Origin of the sequence: Pseudomonas sp. NFPP24 (genome assembly GCF_900112095.1) — a bacterium.
GTDB classification, from domain to species: Bacteria; Pseudomonadota; Gammaproteobacteria; order Pseudomonadales; family Pseudomonadaceae; genus Aquipseudomonas; species Aquipseudomonas extremorientalis.
The window spans coordinates 81,177-95,576 of sequence record NZ_FOKD01000008.1 but is presented as its reverse complement, the minus strand read 5'-3'; the positions used below and the strand labels follow the sequence as shown (position 1 = coordinate 95,576).

Sequence of the window (14,400 nt, the reverse complement as noted above, 5' to 3'; positions counted from 1 at the left end):
TACGGCACAAACTGTCACACAGGCTGTATCAACCCTGCCACAGCAACGCCTTGCAACAATGCCCAACCCCTTGATTTAGCTGGCTCACACAGCGGTGGCCCAACCTTTGCTCTACGCTTATCAAGCGCTCGTTGCGCTGCGCTCCCAATAAACATAAAAGCCAGGAGATACCCACCATGCGTTACGCACACCCCGGTACTGAAGGCGCCATCGTTTCGTTCAAGGCCAAGTACGGCAACTACATCGGTGGCGAGTTCGTTGCACCGGTCGATGGCAACTATTTCACCAACACTTCGCCGGTCAACGGCAAGGCAATTGCCGAATTCCCGCGCTCCACCGCCAAAGATATCGACAAAGCCCTGGACGCCGCCCACGCCGCCGCCGACGCCTGGGGCAAGACCTCGGCCCAGGACCGTTCGCTGGTCCTGTTGAAAATCGCCGACCGCATCGAACAGAACCTCGAACTGCTGGCCATCACCGAAACCTGGGACAACGGCAAGGCCGTGCGTGAAACCCTCAACGCCGACATCCCGCTGGCGGCCGACCACTTCCGCTACTTCGCCGGCTGCATTCGCGCCCAGGAAGGCACCAGCGCCGAGATCAACGAACACACCGCCTCTTACCACTTCCACGAACCGCTGGGCGTGGTTGGCCAGATCATCCCGTGGAACTTCCCGCTGCTGATGGCCGCGTGGAAACTCGCCCCGGCGCTGGCCGCCGGTAACTGCGTGGTGCTCAAGCCCGCCGAACAAACCCCGCTGGGCATCAACGTGCTGCTGGAAGTGATCGGCGACCTGCTGCCACCGGGCGTGCTGAACGTGGTGCACGGTTTCGGCAAGGAAGCCGGCGAAGCCCTGGCGACCAGCAAGCGCATCGCCAAGATTGCCTTCACCGGCTCCACCCCGGTGGGTTCGCACATCATGCATGCGGCGGCCGAGAACATTATTCCGTCGACTGTTGAGCTGGGCGGCAAGTCGCCGAACATCTTCTTCGCCGACATCATGAAAGCCGAACCTTCGTTCATCGAAAAAGCAGCCGAAGGCCTGGTGCTGGCATTCTTCAACCAGGGCGAAGTGTGCACCTGCCCTTCCCGTGCGCTGGTGGAAGAATCGATCTACGACGACTTCATGAAAGTGGTGATGAAGAAGATCGAGTCGATCAAACGCGGCGACCCGCTGGATACCGACACCATGGTCGGCGCCCAGGCGTCCGAGCAGCAGTTCGACAAGATCCTGTCCTACCTGGAAATCGCCAAGGGCGAAGGCGCGCAGTTGCTGACCGGCGGCAAGGTCGAGAAGCTTAGCGGTGACATGGCCGGCGGCTATTACATCCAGCCGACCCTGCTCAAGGGCACCAACGAGATGCGTGTGTTCCAGGAAGAAATCTTCGGCCCGGTGGTGAGCATCACCACTTTCAAGGACGAAGCCGAAGCCCTGGCGATTGCCAACGACACCGAATTCGGCCTGGGCGCCGGTGTGTGGACCCGCGACATCAACCGCGCCTACCGCATGGGCCGCGCGATCAAGGCGGGCCGCGTGTGGACCAACTGCTACCACCTGTACCCGGCCCATGCCGCGTTCGGTGGTTACAAGAAGTCCGGCGTTGGCCGTGAAACCCACAAGATGATGTTGGATCACTACCAGCAGACCAAGAACTTGCTGGTGAGCTACGACATTAATCCGCTGGGCTTCTTCTAATTACCCCCTCGCACATTTGAAATGCAATCAAATGTGGGAGGGGCTTATCTCCTCCCACATTTTGCATTCGACACAAAGACGCCAAATTAAAAACAATAAGAATGAAAGGTACTTTCCCATGCCTAGCGAACCGACTGGATCTTCTGTCGACTTCGAAAAAGTCGACTCCCAATACTTCCAACAACGCGAACTGAAAAAAGGCGCCGCCGGCTGGGTACTGCTGGTCGGCCTTGGCGTTGCCTACGTGATCTCCGGCGACTACGCCGGCTGGAACTTCGGCCTGGCCCAAGGTGGCTGGGGCGGGATGTTCCTGGCCACATTGCTGATGGCCACCATGTACCTGTGCATGTGTTTTTCCCTGGCCGAGCTGTCTTCCATGATCCCCACCGCCGGCGGTGGCTACGGCTTCGCCCGCAGCGCCTTTGGTCCCTGGGGCGGGTTTCTCACCGGCACCGCGATCCTGATCGAATACGCCATCGCCCCCGCCGCCATCGCGGTGTTTATCGGCGCGTATTGCGAGTCGCTGTTCGGCATTGGCGGCTGGATGATTTACCTGGCGTTCTACATCATCTTTATCGGCATCCACATCTTGGGTGTCGGCGAAGCCTTGAAGCTGATGTTCGTGATTACCGCCGTGGCTGCGATTGCCCTGGGCGTGTTCCTGGTGTCGATGGTGCCGCACTTCAGTGTCGCCAACCTGCTGGACATCCCGGTGACCGAGGCCAAGGGTGCCAGCACCTTCCTGCCGTTCGGTTATGTGGGTGTGTGGGCGGCAATCCCCTATGCCATCTGGTTTTTCCTGGCCGTCGAGGGCGTGCCGCTGGCCGCCGAAGAAACCAAGAACCCCAAGCGCGACCTGCCGCGCGGCCTGATTGGCGCCATTGTGGTGCTGACCAGTTTTGCCCTGCTGATCCTGGTAATAGCACCGGGCGGCGCCGGCACGTACGCGTTGATCAAGTCCGGCAACCCGCTGGTGGAGGCGCTGGCCTTGTCCTATGGCGGCTCGACCTGGATGGGCAGCTTCGTCAACCTGGTGGGCCTGGCGGGCCTGATCGCCAGCTTTTTCTCGATCATCTACGCCTATTCACGACAAATCTTCGCGCTGTCGCGTGCCGGCTACCTGCCACGCAAACTGTCCGAAACCAACAAAAGCAAGGCGCCCGTGCTGGCGTTGGTGATCCCCGGCATCATCGGCTTTGGCCTGTCGCTGACCGGCCAGGGTGACCTGCTGATCCTGGTGGCGGTGTTTGGCGCGACCATTTCCTACGTGCTGATGATGGCCGCGCACATCACCCTGCGCATCCGTCGCCCCAAAATGGACCGTCCGTACCGCACGCCGGGCGGCGTCTTCACCTCCGGCGTTGCCCTCGTGCTGGCCTGCGTGGCCGTGGTGGCGGGCTTTCTGGTGGATCCACGGGTGGTGATTGGCGCCGCGATCATCTATGGAGTATTAATTGCTTACTTTGCTTTCTACAGCCGGCATCACTTGGTAGCAGGCACGCCCGAAGAGGAATTCGCGGCGATCCAGGCCGCAGAGGCCGCCTTGCACTGATAGCCGTAAACCTCGACGCAGGCACGTGCCTGCGTCGCCCAGGAGACACTGTATGGCAAGTTTTTCCCACGCGGTGGGTGCACAGACCTACCGCTTCGACAGCCTCAAGGACGTGATGGCCAAGGCCAGCCCCGCACGCTCCGGTGACTTTCTCGCCGGCGTCGCCGCACAGAACGACGGTGAACGCGTGGCGGCGCAGATGGCGTTGGCGAATATCCCGCTCAAACACTTCCTCGACGAAGTGCTGATCCCCTATGAAAGCGATGAAGTCACCCGACTGATCATCGACACCCACGATAAACAGGCGTTTAGCGTGGTCAGCCACCTGACCGTCGGCGGCTTGCGCGACTGGCTGCTCAGCGACGCGGCCGATGAACATTCCCTACGCGCCCTGGCGCCAGGGCTGACACCGGAAATGGCCGCCGCCGTGTCGAAGATCATGCGTGTGCAGGACCTGGTGCTGGTGGCGCAGAAGATCCGCGTGGTCACGCAGTTTCGCGGCACCCTGGGCCTGCGCGGGCGCTTGTCCACGCGGCTGCAGCCCAACCATCCTACAGATGAGCCGGCCGGCATCGCCGCGAGCATTCTCGATGGCCTGCTGTACGGCAACGGCGATGCCATGATCGGCATCAACCCGGCCACCGACAGCATCGCCTCGATCTGCGCCATGCTGGAGATGCTCGACGCGATCATCCAACGCTATGAAATCCCCACCCAGGCCTGCGTGCTGACCCACGTCACCACCTCCATCGAGGCGATCAACCGTGGCGTGCCGCTGGACCTGGTGTTCCAGTCGATTGCCGGCACCGAGGCGGCCAACGCCAGCTTCGGCATCAGCCTGAGTGTGCTGCAGGAAGGTTACGAAGCAGGCCTGAGCCTCAATCGCGGCACCTTGGGCCAGAACCTGATGTACTTCGAAACCGGCCAGGGCAGTGCCCTGTCGGCCAACGCGCACTTTGGCGTCGACCAGCAAACCTGCGAAACCCGCGCCTACGCGGTGGCGCGACATTTCAAACCATTTTTGGTGAATACCGTCGTAGGCTTTATCGGCCCCGAGTACCTGTACAACGGCAAGCAGATCATCCGCGCCGGCCTCGAAGACCACTTCTGCGGCAAGCTGCTCGGCGTGCCGATGGGTTGCGACATCTGTTACACCAACCACGCCGAAGCCGACCAGGACGACATGGACACTCTGCTGACCCTGCTGGGAGTGGCCGGGATCAACTTCATCATGGGCATTCCCGGCTCCGACGACATCATGCTCAACTACCAGACCACCTCATTCCACGACGCCTTGTACGCCCGCCAGACCCTGGGCTTGAAGCCAGCGCCGGAGTTTGAGCAGTGGCTGGCGAAAATGGGCATCTTTACGCAAGCCGACGGCAAGGTGCACTTCGGCAACAGCCTGCCACCGGCGTTTCGCCAAGCCTTGGCGCAATTGGGATGAAGGAGCCGCCTGTGCAACTCGACCTGCCTGACAACCCTTGGCTGGAACTGCGCCGCCTGACGCCAGCCCGAATAGCCCTGGGCCGCACCGGCACCAGCATCCCCACTAACGCGCAGCTGGATTTCCAGTTTGCCCACGCCCAGGCGCGGGATGCGGTGCACTTGCCCTTCGACCATGCGGGCCTGCGCGGTCAGTTGGCCGAACGCGGGCGTGACAGCCTGTTGCTGCACAGTGCTGCCACTGACCGTCACCTCTACCTGCAACGCCCGGACCTGGGGCGGCGCCTGAGCGATGAGTCAGCCCAGTTGCTGCGCGATCATGCATCGGCCAACCCCGGCGGCGTGGACTTGGCGGTGGTGGTCGCTGATGGCCTGTCGGCACTGGCGGTGCATAAACACACCTTGCCGTTTCTGACGCGCCTGGAAGAACAGAGCAGCGCAGACGGTTGGTCCTTGTCGCCGGTCATCCTGGTGGAACAGGGCCGCGTGGCGGTGGCGGATGAAGTGGGCCAGTTGCTCGGGGCCAAGATGACCGTCATTCTGATCGGCGAACGGCCCGGCCTCAGCTCGCCGGACAGCCTGGGCCTGTATTTCACCTACAACCCCAAGGTCGGCCTCACCGACGCCTACCGCAACTGCATCTCCAATGTGCGCCTGGAAGGCCTGAGCTACGGCATGGCCGCCCACCGCCTGCTTTACTTGATGCGAGAGGCGTGTCGCCGGCAGCTGTCGGGGGTCAATCTCAAGGACGAGGCGCAGGTGCAGACCCTCGAGTCGGATGATCCTGACCTGATGAACGGCAATTTCCTGCTCAGTTCACCGGATGACTGAACGCTGCACGATTGCGCTTTTTCGCGCCATTAGGCAGCATCGAGTCACGGCCGCTTGTGTGGTCATCCCCCATTTGGAAGTTGAGGCCTGGCATGCGGATTACTCAAGCGACCCTGGAACACCTGGACCTGTTGACCCCGCTGTTCGTCAAATACCGTGAGTTCTACGGGGCGTTGCCGTTCCCGGATTCGTCGCGGGCCTTCCTGGAGAAGCGCCTGCGGCGCAAGGAGTCGGTGATCTACCTGGCCCTGGCGGATGATGATGACAAGAAGCTGCTGGGGTTTTGCCAGCTGTACCCGAGCTTTTCGTCGCTGTCGCTCAAGCGGGTGTGGATCCTCAATGACATCTATGTGGCTGAAGACGCCCGCCGGCAATTGGTGGCGGACAACCTGATGCGCACGGCGAAGAAAATGGCCAAGGAGACCCACGCGGTGCGACTGCGCGTGTCGACCAGCAGCGACAACGAAGTGGCGCAGAAGACCTATGAGTCCATTGGGTTTCGGGAAGACACGGAGTTCAAGAACTACACGCTGCCGATCAGCGAGGATTGATCACCGCTATCAAAAACACCACAAATCCGCTGTGGGAGGGGGCTTTCCCCCGATTGCGTTGGGTCAGTATCAGATGTGTTGACTGACACTACCCCATCGGGGGCAAGCCCCCTCCCACGTTCAGACTGGATGTTTGCCTGAAACTACCACGACATCCTTCGCTACAAAACCAACACGCTTTTCACCTCTCAATCCGTATAATGCGGACCTTTCAGGGTTGTAAGAAATGCGGCATACACTTGTAGCCTTATTACCCGAGCTTCCGCACAGGCCTGCTGAGCCGGGCCATTCACACAGGTGCCATCCATGGATTTCAACCCGCTCGACCTTATCCTGCATCTCGACGTCTACCTCGACCTGCTGGTAACCAATTACGGTCCGTGGATCTACGCCATTCTGTTCCTGGTCATCTTTTGCGAAACCGGCCTGGTGGTCATGCCGTTCCTGCCAGGCGATTCATTGCTGTTCATCGCCGGCGCAGTCGCTGCGGGTGGCGGCATGGACCCGGTGCTGTTGGCCGGCCTGCTGATGCTGGCGGCAATCCTCGGCGACAGCACCAACTATGTGATCGGGCGAACGGCCGGGGAGCGCTTGTTCAGCAACCCGAACTCGAAGATCTTCCGTCGCGACTACCTGCAAAAGACCCACGACTTCTACGACAAACATGGCGGCAAAACCGTGACCCTGGCGCGCTTCCTGCCGATCCTGCGCACGTTCGCGCCGTTCGTTGCCGGCATCGCGAAAATGCCCTACCCGCGCTTCTTCGGCTTCAGCGTATTCGGCACCATCCTCTGGGTCGGCGGCCTGGTAACCCTGGGCTATTTCTTCGGCAATGTGCCGTTCATCAAGAAAAATCTGTCGCTGCTGGTGGTGTTCATCATCCTGCTGTCGCTCGTGCCGATGATCATTGGGGTGTTCCGCAGCCGGTTTGGCCGCACATCCTCCGAAGCCAAGCCGCAGTAACCTGCGATGTGGTCCCTCAGCGCCTGGCGTCGCCGGCGCTTGCTGGCCAAACACCCGATTGCCGATGACACCTGGCAACGGGTGCGCCATCACCTGACCTTCCTCGACGGCATCAGCACCGAGCAGGACCAGTGGCTGCGCGAAGCCTGCGTGCTGTTCCTCGCCGAAAAACACCTGACCGCCCTGCCCGGCGTCGAATTGCATCAGGAACAACGCCTGCTGCTCGCCGCCCAGGCGCAATTGCCGCTGATGAACCTGGGCGACCTCGACTGGTACCAGGGCTTCCACGAAATCGTGCTGTACCCCGACGACTTCCTCAGCCCCCAGCGTCACCGCGACAGCAGCGGCGTCGAACACGAGTGGGACGGCGAACACAGCGGCGAAGCCTGGCAACAAGGCCCCGTGATCCTCGCCTGGCCCGGCGTGCTGGCCAGCGGTCAGTGGGAAGGCTACAACCTGGTCATCCACGAACTGGCCCACAAGCTCGACATGCTCAACGGCGACGCCAACGGCCTGCCGCCACTGCACCATGACATGCGCGTGCAGGAGTGGGCCAACGTGATGCAGAGCGCCTACGACGATCTCAATCGCCAACTCGATGCCAACCCGGATGCCGAGACCGAGATCGACCCCTACGCCGCCGAAAACCCCGCTGAATTCTTTGCCGTCACCAGCGAATATTTTTTCAGCGCCCCGGATTTGCTGGTCAGCAGTTATCCACAGGTGTACGCCCAACTCAGCCGCTTTTATCGCCAGGATCCCCTGGCCCGCCTCAGTCAACTGCAAGCCAGCGACCCGCGCTATCAGCCACTGGGCGAATGACCGTACGACGTCTGGCGCATGGCATCGGCGTCAGAATGTGCCTATAATCGCCGCCACTTTTAGGCCAATCCGGCCATGTTTCATGGCCAATTAACGGGGGCAACGCCCAATGAGCTACAGCAAGATTCCGGCTGGCAAAGACCTGCCGAACGACATCTACGTCGCCATCGAGATTCCGGCCAACCACGCGCCGATCAAATACGAAATCGACAAAGACAGCGACTGCCTGTTCGTTGACCGTTTCATGGCCACCCCGATGTTCTACCCGGCCAACTACGGTTTTATCCCCAACACGCTGGCTGACGACGGTGACCCCCTCGACGTGCTGGTGGTAACCCCTTACCCGGTTACCCCAGGCTCGGTTATCCGTGCGCGTCCAGTCGGCATCCTGAACATGACCGACGACGGCGGCGGCGACGCTAAAGTGATCGCGGTTCCACACGACAAGCTGTCCCAGCTGTACGTGGACGTGAAGGAATACACCGACCTGCCGCCACTGTTGCTGGAGCAGATCAAACACTTCTTCGAGAACTACAAAGACCTCGAAAAAGGCAAATGGGTGAAGATCGACGGTTGGGGCAACGCAGACGCCGCCCGCGCCGAGATCCTGAAGTCGGTTGCCGCCTACAAAGGCTGATACCCGCTCCTCATTGCCCCGGCAATTGAAAAAGCCCCGATTATTCGGGGCTTTTTTTTGTGGGAAAAATTAAACGAAAAGTTCAATGTTTTATAAATAACGTTTAATTTAAATCAAAATCCGAAGTATCAGGCTACAACTAAGTAAATCCCTACAAGCGCAACTCAACGCATGGTTTATTTGATCTGTAATTCCGGCCAGTAAACTCTGCGTTTATGAATACATCAGGTGATCGTTTAAAAGCGCTACTACAGGAAGTTCATCTTTCCGCCTCCGACTTCGCCAAGAACCGCGGTGTCACGCCCCAGCACGTGAACAACTGGTTCAAGCGCGGTGTACCCATGGGCCGACTCAACGAGATCGCAGAACTGCTGTGCATCTCCAGCCGTTGGCTGCGCACCGGCGAAGGCCCCAAACACCCACCGGCCAACTTCCTGCTGGATGGCCCGAGCTCACGAAAAGGACTGCCCACCACCCGCGAAGCCAGCGGCAAATACCTCACAGGCCCCGCCTGCCTCCCGGAAAAAACCGACGTGGAGATCGATCTCCACCCTTCATTCACCTCCAACGAGCGCATCCGCCTCTCGCAGCACACCCTTCAGGCCCTGAACGTAAACCCCGACCGCGCTTTGGGCGCCTACATGGTCGACAACAGCATGATCGACATCATCCAACAAGGCGCCACCCTCGCCATCGACCGAGGCCGCACGCAAATCATCGACGGCGAGATCTACGCGGTAGAACACGACGGCATGCTGCGCATCAAATACCTCTACAACAGGCCCGGCGGAGGTTTGCGCATGCGCAGTCACAATGCCGGCGAGCATCCCGACGAATACCTCACCTACGAACAACGCTTTGAGCAGAACTTCCAGATTGTGGGGTGGGTTTTCTGGTGGTCCACCCTGAATAACCGCCGCCCGCCCGTGCCACTGGATGAGCATCTGCTGGGCTGGGAAGGCTCTAAATCGGATCCGGAGGTGGGCAACTGAGGTGAATATGGGTATCATGCGCCGCACATTTGGCAGGGGGTGGCTTTACGCTATCCACCTTGCCTGGCGAAGCGGAGGAGTTCCCGCGGATGCCCCTACTATTCAGCCAGACGTGTTGTGGGCTGAGCGATTTGAAGGCTGGTGAGGTTTGTCAAAAACAAGCTGAGGCAGTCCCCGAGAAGCCGGCCACAAGCCGGCTTTTTAATGCCCGTGAAAATCCCAATTCAATTGTCCAACAAGCTGCTGGACAATTGAATGACCAAAAGCGGGCGGCTTACAGTCCGATTCACCATCCTGTTCGCCATCTCCATCAAATACATCACCGCCCTCTGCGGCGCACCCAGCGGCTCCCCAAGCACCTTCGACGCAGCCACTATTGTCCCCTGTGAGTTGACGGTATTACCGGTTTCACCCGATTTATCCCCCACAGACCACCCATTAATCTGTGCCCATGTTGAACGCAACGCCCAACCAACCTGAACAAAAAAGGATTCAACCATGAGCACTGCAACCTACAACCGCTTGAACAAAGACGACGCCGTAGTCCTGCTGGTCGACCACCAGACCGGCCTGATTTCCCTGGTACAGGACTTCTCGCCCAACGAGTTCAAGAACAACGTGCTCGCCCTGGCTGACCTGGCCAAGTTCTTCAACCTGCCGACCATCCTCACCACCAGCTTCGAGCAAGGCCCCAATGGCCCGCTGGTGCCGGAACTGAAAGAGATGTTCCCGGACGCGCCCTACATCGCCCGCCCTGGTCAGATCAATGCGTGGGATAACGAAGACTTCGTCAAGGCAATCAAGGCCACCGGTCGCAAGCAGATCATCATTGCCGGCGTGGTCACCGATGTGTGCGTAGCGTTCCCGACCCTGTCGGCGCTGGCGGAAGGGTTTGAGGTATTTGTGGTGACCGATGCGTCGGGCACGTTCAATACCACGGTGCAGCAGGCGGCGTGGAGCCGGATGACGCAAGCAGGTGCGCAGTTGATGAACTGGTTCTCGGTGGCGTGTGAGCTGCATCGCGACTGGCGCAACGATATCGAAGGCCTGGGGAACCTGTTGTCCCAGCGCATTCCCAACTATCGCAACTTGATGAATGGGTATGCGGCGCTGACGGCCCATCAGAAGTAAATCAACCGAACCTCGCAACAAGCCTGCCCTGAAAAGCAGGCTTTTGTTGCTGTGCGCAGGCCACTGTTAAAACGGTGACCCGACCAACATTTGTCCGGCTACACGGTCCAGCACTGCAAATGCCTCTTCACGCTTTTCAACAGACATTCCAGCAATATTGCGTAGCTTCCATTGCACCGCCGGCAGCTTATCAATACCGTCCAGGGCCAGCAGCGCCCAATCAGGCTTTGCACGCTTGAGTGAAAGCAAAAAAGCAGCATCTTGCGCACAAAACTGCTGCCGTATGGCCTCAAGCAACCCATGCCGGGTACTCTCCAACTGTTCAAGCGTGACAGGCTCACGCGTCATGCCGGCAAACTCCGCTTGGAATATGCCCGCGAGCGGTTTCCACCGTGGAGCGAGCAACTCGCTCATCGGCCTTCGATGACTGATCAGGTACACCAGAAAACCCTCGAAGATTTCCCGCGTCAGCCCCTCCTCGCGAAGCATCAGCATCACGTCAAAAAGATCCCTGGGGTGCTGTCGATCCAGCGCAGCGCAAATCTTGCCACCGTACAAATCGGGCAACGAGACCACCGGGATAGCAGCGAACCCGAATTGATCTTCAACCAACGCCACGACGTCACGCTCTTGCGGCGCGTGAACAGTACCCCGCATCACAGGCGAAACTTCGATCTTGATTTGAGCAGACGGGCTGCGTACCAGCACTCGCAGTTCATCGTCTCGATTTGCCTGGACCGTCGCACCGACGTGAGGTAAGCCTTGCCCAACCGCATCAGCGATGCGTTGGAGCGCCAGACGGACATCGCCTAATGCCTGTTGGCGATCAGAACTGGGCAGGTACGCCAGGTCTATGTCCACCGACAGACGAGGGAGATCACGTATGAACAGATTGATGGCCGTCCCCCCTTTCAGGGCAAAACACCGCTCTGCCGCTACGTGAGGGATGACCTGGACCAACAATCGAACCTGAGCGGCATAACGGGCATCAAGCGCCACTGGCAAAACTCTCCGGCACGGTGATTAGGAACTCTTTATCGAGTCGACCACCCCGGATGATTTGGCGCTTGCCTTTACCTAGATCAATACTGGAAAGGTCTATTCGCTCGTACCACACGTGCCGCGCGTTTCGCGCCAGCAGGAGGAAAACACGTTTGACGCGAATCGAGTTGCACGCGTCAAGCAACTTCTGCAGGCGCCTGGGGCTCAGTGAGCCCAAACCAGTGAACACATCAGCGACATGACTGAAGAGCATCTCGTCAGCGGTTTGATGAATAAGCTCGAGTACGGCGCGTTCCGGGGTTGCGATTTTTAACTCAAATCGGCTGTAAGGGACCTGGAAAACTTGTAACCCCATATCTTCCATTTCCGCGAAGAGGCCACCGGGATAGAAGTTCACGTCGACATCCCAAGGGTACTTGCGGAACCAGCCCGCAAGCACAGCGCCCGGTGTTCCGAACAGATCGACGGTCTGTTTTCCAAAGGCGAGGTAATGGCTGTAGCCGAGCAAACTCAACGCCGTCGCGCCGCCCGGCCAAATACGTGCCGATGCATCTTGCTGCAAAGCGAATACCCCGCCCTGCCAATCCAGGTCATCGCCGCAGCGTTTCCACGCGCCATGGCCCACCCGCTCTACCCAACCACTGCGCTGATACTTTTGGATCAGGCTGGGGCCGACGCCATGGCTATGCAGCCAGGCTTGCGTCGCAACGGAACCCGGTGCCCAACCAGCCAGCAGGCGGTTTATTTTCATGATAAATAAGAACCTATAAGGCAATATTTTCCATAAATACTAAACCACCCTTGAGACAATTTCTGCGATAAACCACAGATAAACAATCGTCTCCTTGGAGTTGACAGTATTACCTATCCCAACCGATTTATCCCCCACAGACCACCCATTAATCTGTGCCCATGTTGAACGCAACGCCCAACCAACCTGAACAAAAAAGGATTCAACCATGAGCACTGCAACCTACAACCGCTTGAACAAAGACGACGCCGTCGTCCTGCTGGTCGACCACCAGACCGGCCTGATTTCTCTGGTACAGGACTTCTCGCCCAACGAGTTCAAGAACAACGTGCTCGCCCTGGCTGACCTGGCCAAGTTCTTCAACCTGCCGACCATCCTCACCACCAGCTTCGAGCAAGGCCCCAATGGCCCGCTGGTGCCGGAACTGAAAGAGATGTTCCCGGACGCGCCCTACATCGCCCGCCCTGGTCAGATCAATGCGTGGGATAACGAAGACTTCGTCAAGGCAATCAAGGCCACCGGTCGCAAGCAGATCATCATTGCCGGCGTGGTCACCGATGTGTGCGTAGCGTTCCCAACCCTGTCGGCGCTGGCGGAAGGGTTTGAGGTGTTTGTGGTGACCGATGCGTCGGGCACGTTCAATACCACGGTGCAGCAGGCGGCGTGGAGCCGGATGACGCAAGCAGGTGCGCAGTTGATGAACTGGTTCTCGGTGGCGTGTGAGCTGCACCGCGACTGGCGCAACGATATCGAAGGCCTGGGGAATCTGTTGTCCCAGCGCATTCCCAACTATCGCAACTTGATGAATGGGTATGCGGCGTTGACGGCGCGTAAGGACTAATTCAACCGCTGCACACACTAAGCCTGCCTTGAAACGCAGGCTTTTTTGGTTAACTAGCAATGCGCCATTAGCACACTCGCCCTAATTGAGACGGCACCGCCTCACCACTAAAGTCCTTCGCTTATTTCGAGTCTCAAGGAAGGACGCTATTGAATACCTTAACCAAAATCGGGCGCTGCCTGGCACTGTTGCCCATTTTGCTGACCAGCACACCGTCGGTATTGGCCGATGAAGAAACACCGATCGGCGACTGGTCGATCATCTACGGCAGCGGTCGGGCCCATAAAAACGTGATGTATGTGGCCGATCGCACTTCGGTGGTGCCGTCGAACCACAACAAGGGCGCAAAACTGGTGGCCGTCACGGTGGTGTATGAAGAACCGGGCAAGCCCATGATCGATGTGTACAACATCGAAGTGCAGTGCTCCACGCGCAAGCTGCGCTTTCTTAACGGGCAGTCGGTTGCGCCATTTTCCTACACCCTTACGCACTTGAAGGTCTCCAACACGTGGCAGACGCCGAAGGAGTTCTGGCTCGACCGCACGCTCGCGTATGTCTGCGAACCGGGCAAGAGCAAGGACACCATCGCCATGGGCAAGATGACCCACCTGCAGATGATCCAGACCACCAAGGCCATGTTCCAGCAATTGGGGCCGACTCAGGAGAAGAGCCAGATGATCGATGACCTCGACGACATGCTGGGCAACAAGCGCTGAGCAACACTCACCTACAAGAAGGATTCACCATGCCTACATTGACAAGGCTGTTGCTGGCTGGGCTTTTGTTGCCCGCAGTGCTGTTTATAAACGGGTGCCACCTGATTGCACAATCGCGCTGGGAAGGCCGGGACGTGCAAGAGGCCTTTGATTTATTCGGCAAGCCCGACTCGATGAAAAAGCAGAATGCGCCCAATGGCGACACGCAGGTGGTGATGACCTGGCACAAATCCTCTTCATGGACGACCACTGAAGCCGCCGGGACTTCAATGAATCACACCGGGAACGGGATGGTGTACACGGAGTATTACCAGCAGGTCGGACACAGTTCGGATTGCAAGCTGGAAGCCACGGTGGATAAGACGAAGAAGATCGTGCTGTTCAGGATTGAGGATGGCCGGATCCTGCATGGCAAATGCCTGAATGTGCCATTTGTGCCGGGGTATATTCCGCCGGGCTTTTGAGGCT

15 protein-coding genes are annotated in these 14,400 nt (G+C 58.9%); 13 read left to right on the top strand and 2 right to left on the bottom strand.

The window, feature by feature from the left end; all coding sequences use genetic code 11:
* Window positions 1-176: 176 nt before the first annotated feature.
* From BM026_RS18455 to ycaC (BM026_RS18405), 10 genes are all read left to right on the top strand, one after another.
* Window positions 177-1,697 (top strand): acetaldehyde dehydrogenase ExaC, encoded by a 1,521-nt coding sequence (locus BM026_RS18455; protein WP_093125664.1) that lies wholly within the window; start codon window positions 177-179, stop codon window positions 1,695-1,697.
* Window positions 1,698-1,815: 118 nt separating this feature from the next.
* Window positions 1,816-3,249, top strand: coding sequence for an ethanolamine permease (gene eat, locus BM026_RS18450; protein ID WP_092248114.1), 1,434 nt, complete (start codon window positions 1,816-1,818; stop codon window positions 3,247-3,249).
* Between the two features lie 52 nt (window positions 3,250-3,301).
* Window positions 3,302-4,696 carry an ethanolamine ammonia-lyase subunit EutB gene (locus tag BM026_RS18445; RefSeq protein WP_093125660.1) on the top strand — a complete coding sequence of 465 codons (1,395 nt, stop codon included), beginning with the start codon at window positions 3,302-3,304 and terminating at the stop codon, window positions 4,694-4,696.
* Window positions 4,693-5,526 carry an ethanolamine ammonia-lyase subunit EutC gene (gene eutC / locus BM026_RS18440; protein WP_093529643.1) on the top strand — a complete coding sequence of 278 codons (834 nt, stop codon included), beginning with the start codon at window positions 4,693-4,695 and terminating at the stop codon, window positions 5,524-5,526. The genes BM026_RS18445 and eutC overlap by 4 nt, the downstream gene beginning before the upstream one ends.
* A 92-nt stretch (window positions 5,527-5,618) precedes the next feature.
* A complete protein-coding gene (locus tag BM026_RS18435; RefSeq protein ID WP_017528964.1) occupies window positions 5,619-6,077 on the top strand; it encodes a GNAT family N-acetyltransferase in 459 nt (152 codons plus the stop codon).
* A gap of 306 nt (window positions 6,078-6,383) precedes the next feature.
* Window positions 6,384-7,040 (top strand): DedA family protein, encoded by a 657-nt coding sequence (locus BM026_RS18430; RefSeq protein ID WP_028618093.1) that lies wholly within the window; start codon window positions 6,384-6,386, stop codon window positions 7,038-7,040.
* A gap of 6 nt (window positions 7,041-7,046) precedes the next feature.
* Window positions 7,047-7,862 (top strand): M90 family metallopeptidase, encoded by an 816-nt coding sequence (locus tag BM026_RS18425; RefSeq protein ID WP_093529641.1) that lies wholly within the window; start codon window positions 7,047-7,049, stop codon window positions 7,860-7,862.
* A gap of 109 nt (window positions 7,863-7,971) precedes the next feature.
* A complete protein-coding gene (gene ppa / locus BM026_RS18420) occupies window positions 7,972-8,499 on the top strand; it encodes an inorganic diphosphatase (RefSeq protein WP_003219382.1) in 528 nt (175 codons plus the stop codon).
* Between the two features lie 215 nt (window positions 8,500-8,714).
* Window positions 8,715-9,491: a LexA family transcriptional regulator gene (locus BM026_RS18415; RefSeq protein ID WP_092248102.1), complete on the top strand. Its 777-nt coding sequence runs from the start codon at window positions 8,715-8,717 to the stop codon at window positions 9,489-9,491.
* A gap of 498 nt (window positions 9,492-9,989) precedes the next feature.
* Window positions 9,990-10,622 (top strand): isochorismate family cysteine hydrolase YcaC, encoded by a 633-nt coding sequence (gene ycaC / locus BM026_RS18405; RefSeq protein WP_093514305.1) that lies wholly within the window; start codon window positions 9,990-9,992, stop codon window positions 10,620-10,622.
* A 66-nt stretch (window positions 10,623-10,688) separates the two neighbouring features.
* On the opposite strand, the gene BM026_RS18400 is transcribed toward ycaC (BM026_RS18405), so the two are convergent.
* Window positions 10,689-11,621, bottom strand: coding sequence for a nucleotidyl transferase AbiEii/AbiGii toxin family protein (locus BM026_RS18400; protein ID WP_092250899.1), 933 nt, complete (start codon window positions 11,619-11,621; stop codon window positions 10,689-10,691).
* The gene (locus BM026_RS18395) at window positions 11,611-12,375 is read right to left on the bottom strand and encodes a type IV toxin-antitoxin system AbiEi family antitoxin (RefSeq protein WP_093514304.1); all 765 of its coding nucleotides are present in this window, start codon (window positions 12,373-12,375) and stop codon (window positions 11,611-11,613) included. The genes BM026_RS18400 and BM026_RS18395 overlap by 11 nt, the downstream gene beginning before the upstream one ends.
* A gap of 208 nt (window positions 12,376-12,583) precedes the next feature.
* Here BM026_RS18395 and ycaC (BM026_RS18390) point away from each other — a divergent pair, with 208 nt between their 5' ends.
* The 3 genes from ycaC (BM026_RS18390) (at window position 12,584) to BM026_RS18380 (ending at window position 14,396) form a co-directional block, all read left to right on the top strand.
* A complete protein-coding gene (gene ycaC, locus BM026_RS18390; RefSeq protein ID WP_071489873.1) occupies window positions 12,584-13,216 on the top strand; it encodes an isochorismate family cysteine hydrolase YcaC in 633 nt (210 codons plus the stop codon).
* A gap of 149 nt (window positions 13,217-13,365) precedes the next feature.
* Window positions 13,366-13,932: a hypothetical protein gene (locus BM026_RS18385; RefSeq protein ID WP_093125643.1), complete on the top strand. Its 567-nt coding sequence runs from the start codon at window positions 13,366-13,368 to the stop codon at window positions 13,930-13,932.
* Window positions 13,933-13,961: 29 nt separating this feature from the next.
* Window positions 13,962-14,396 (top strand): hypothetical protein, encoded by a 435-nt coding sequence (locus tag BM026_RS18380; RefSeq protein ID WP_093514303.1) that lies wholly within the window; start codon window positions 13,962-13,964, stop codon window positions 14,394-14,396.
* Window positions 14,397-14,400 lie beyond the last annotated feature (4 nt).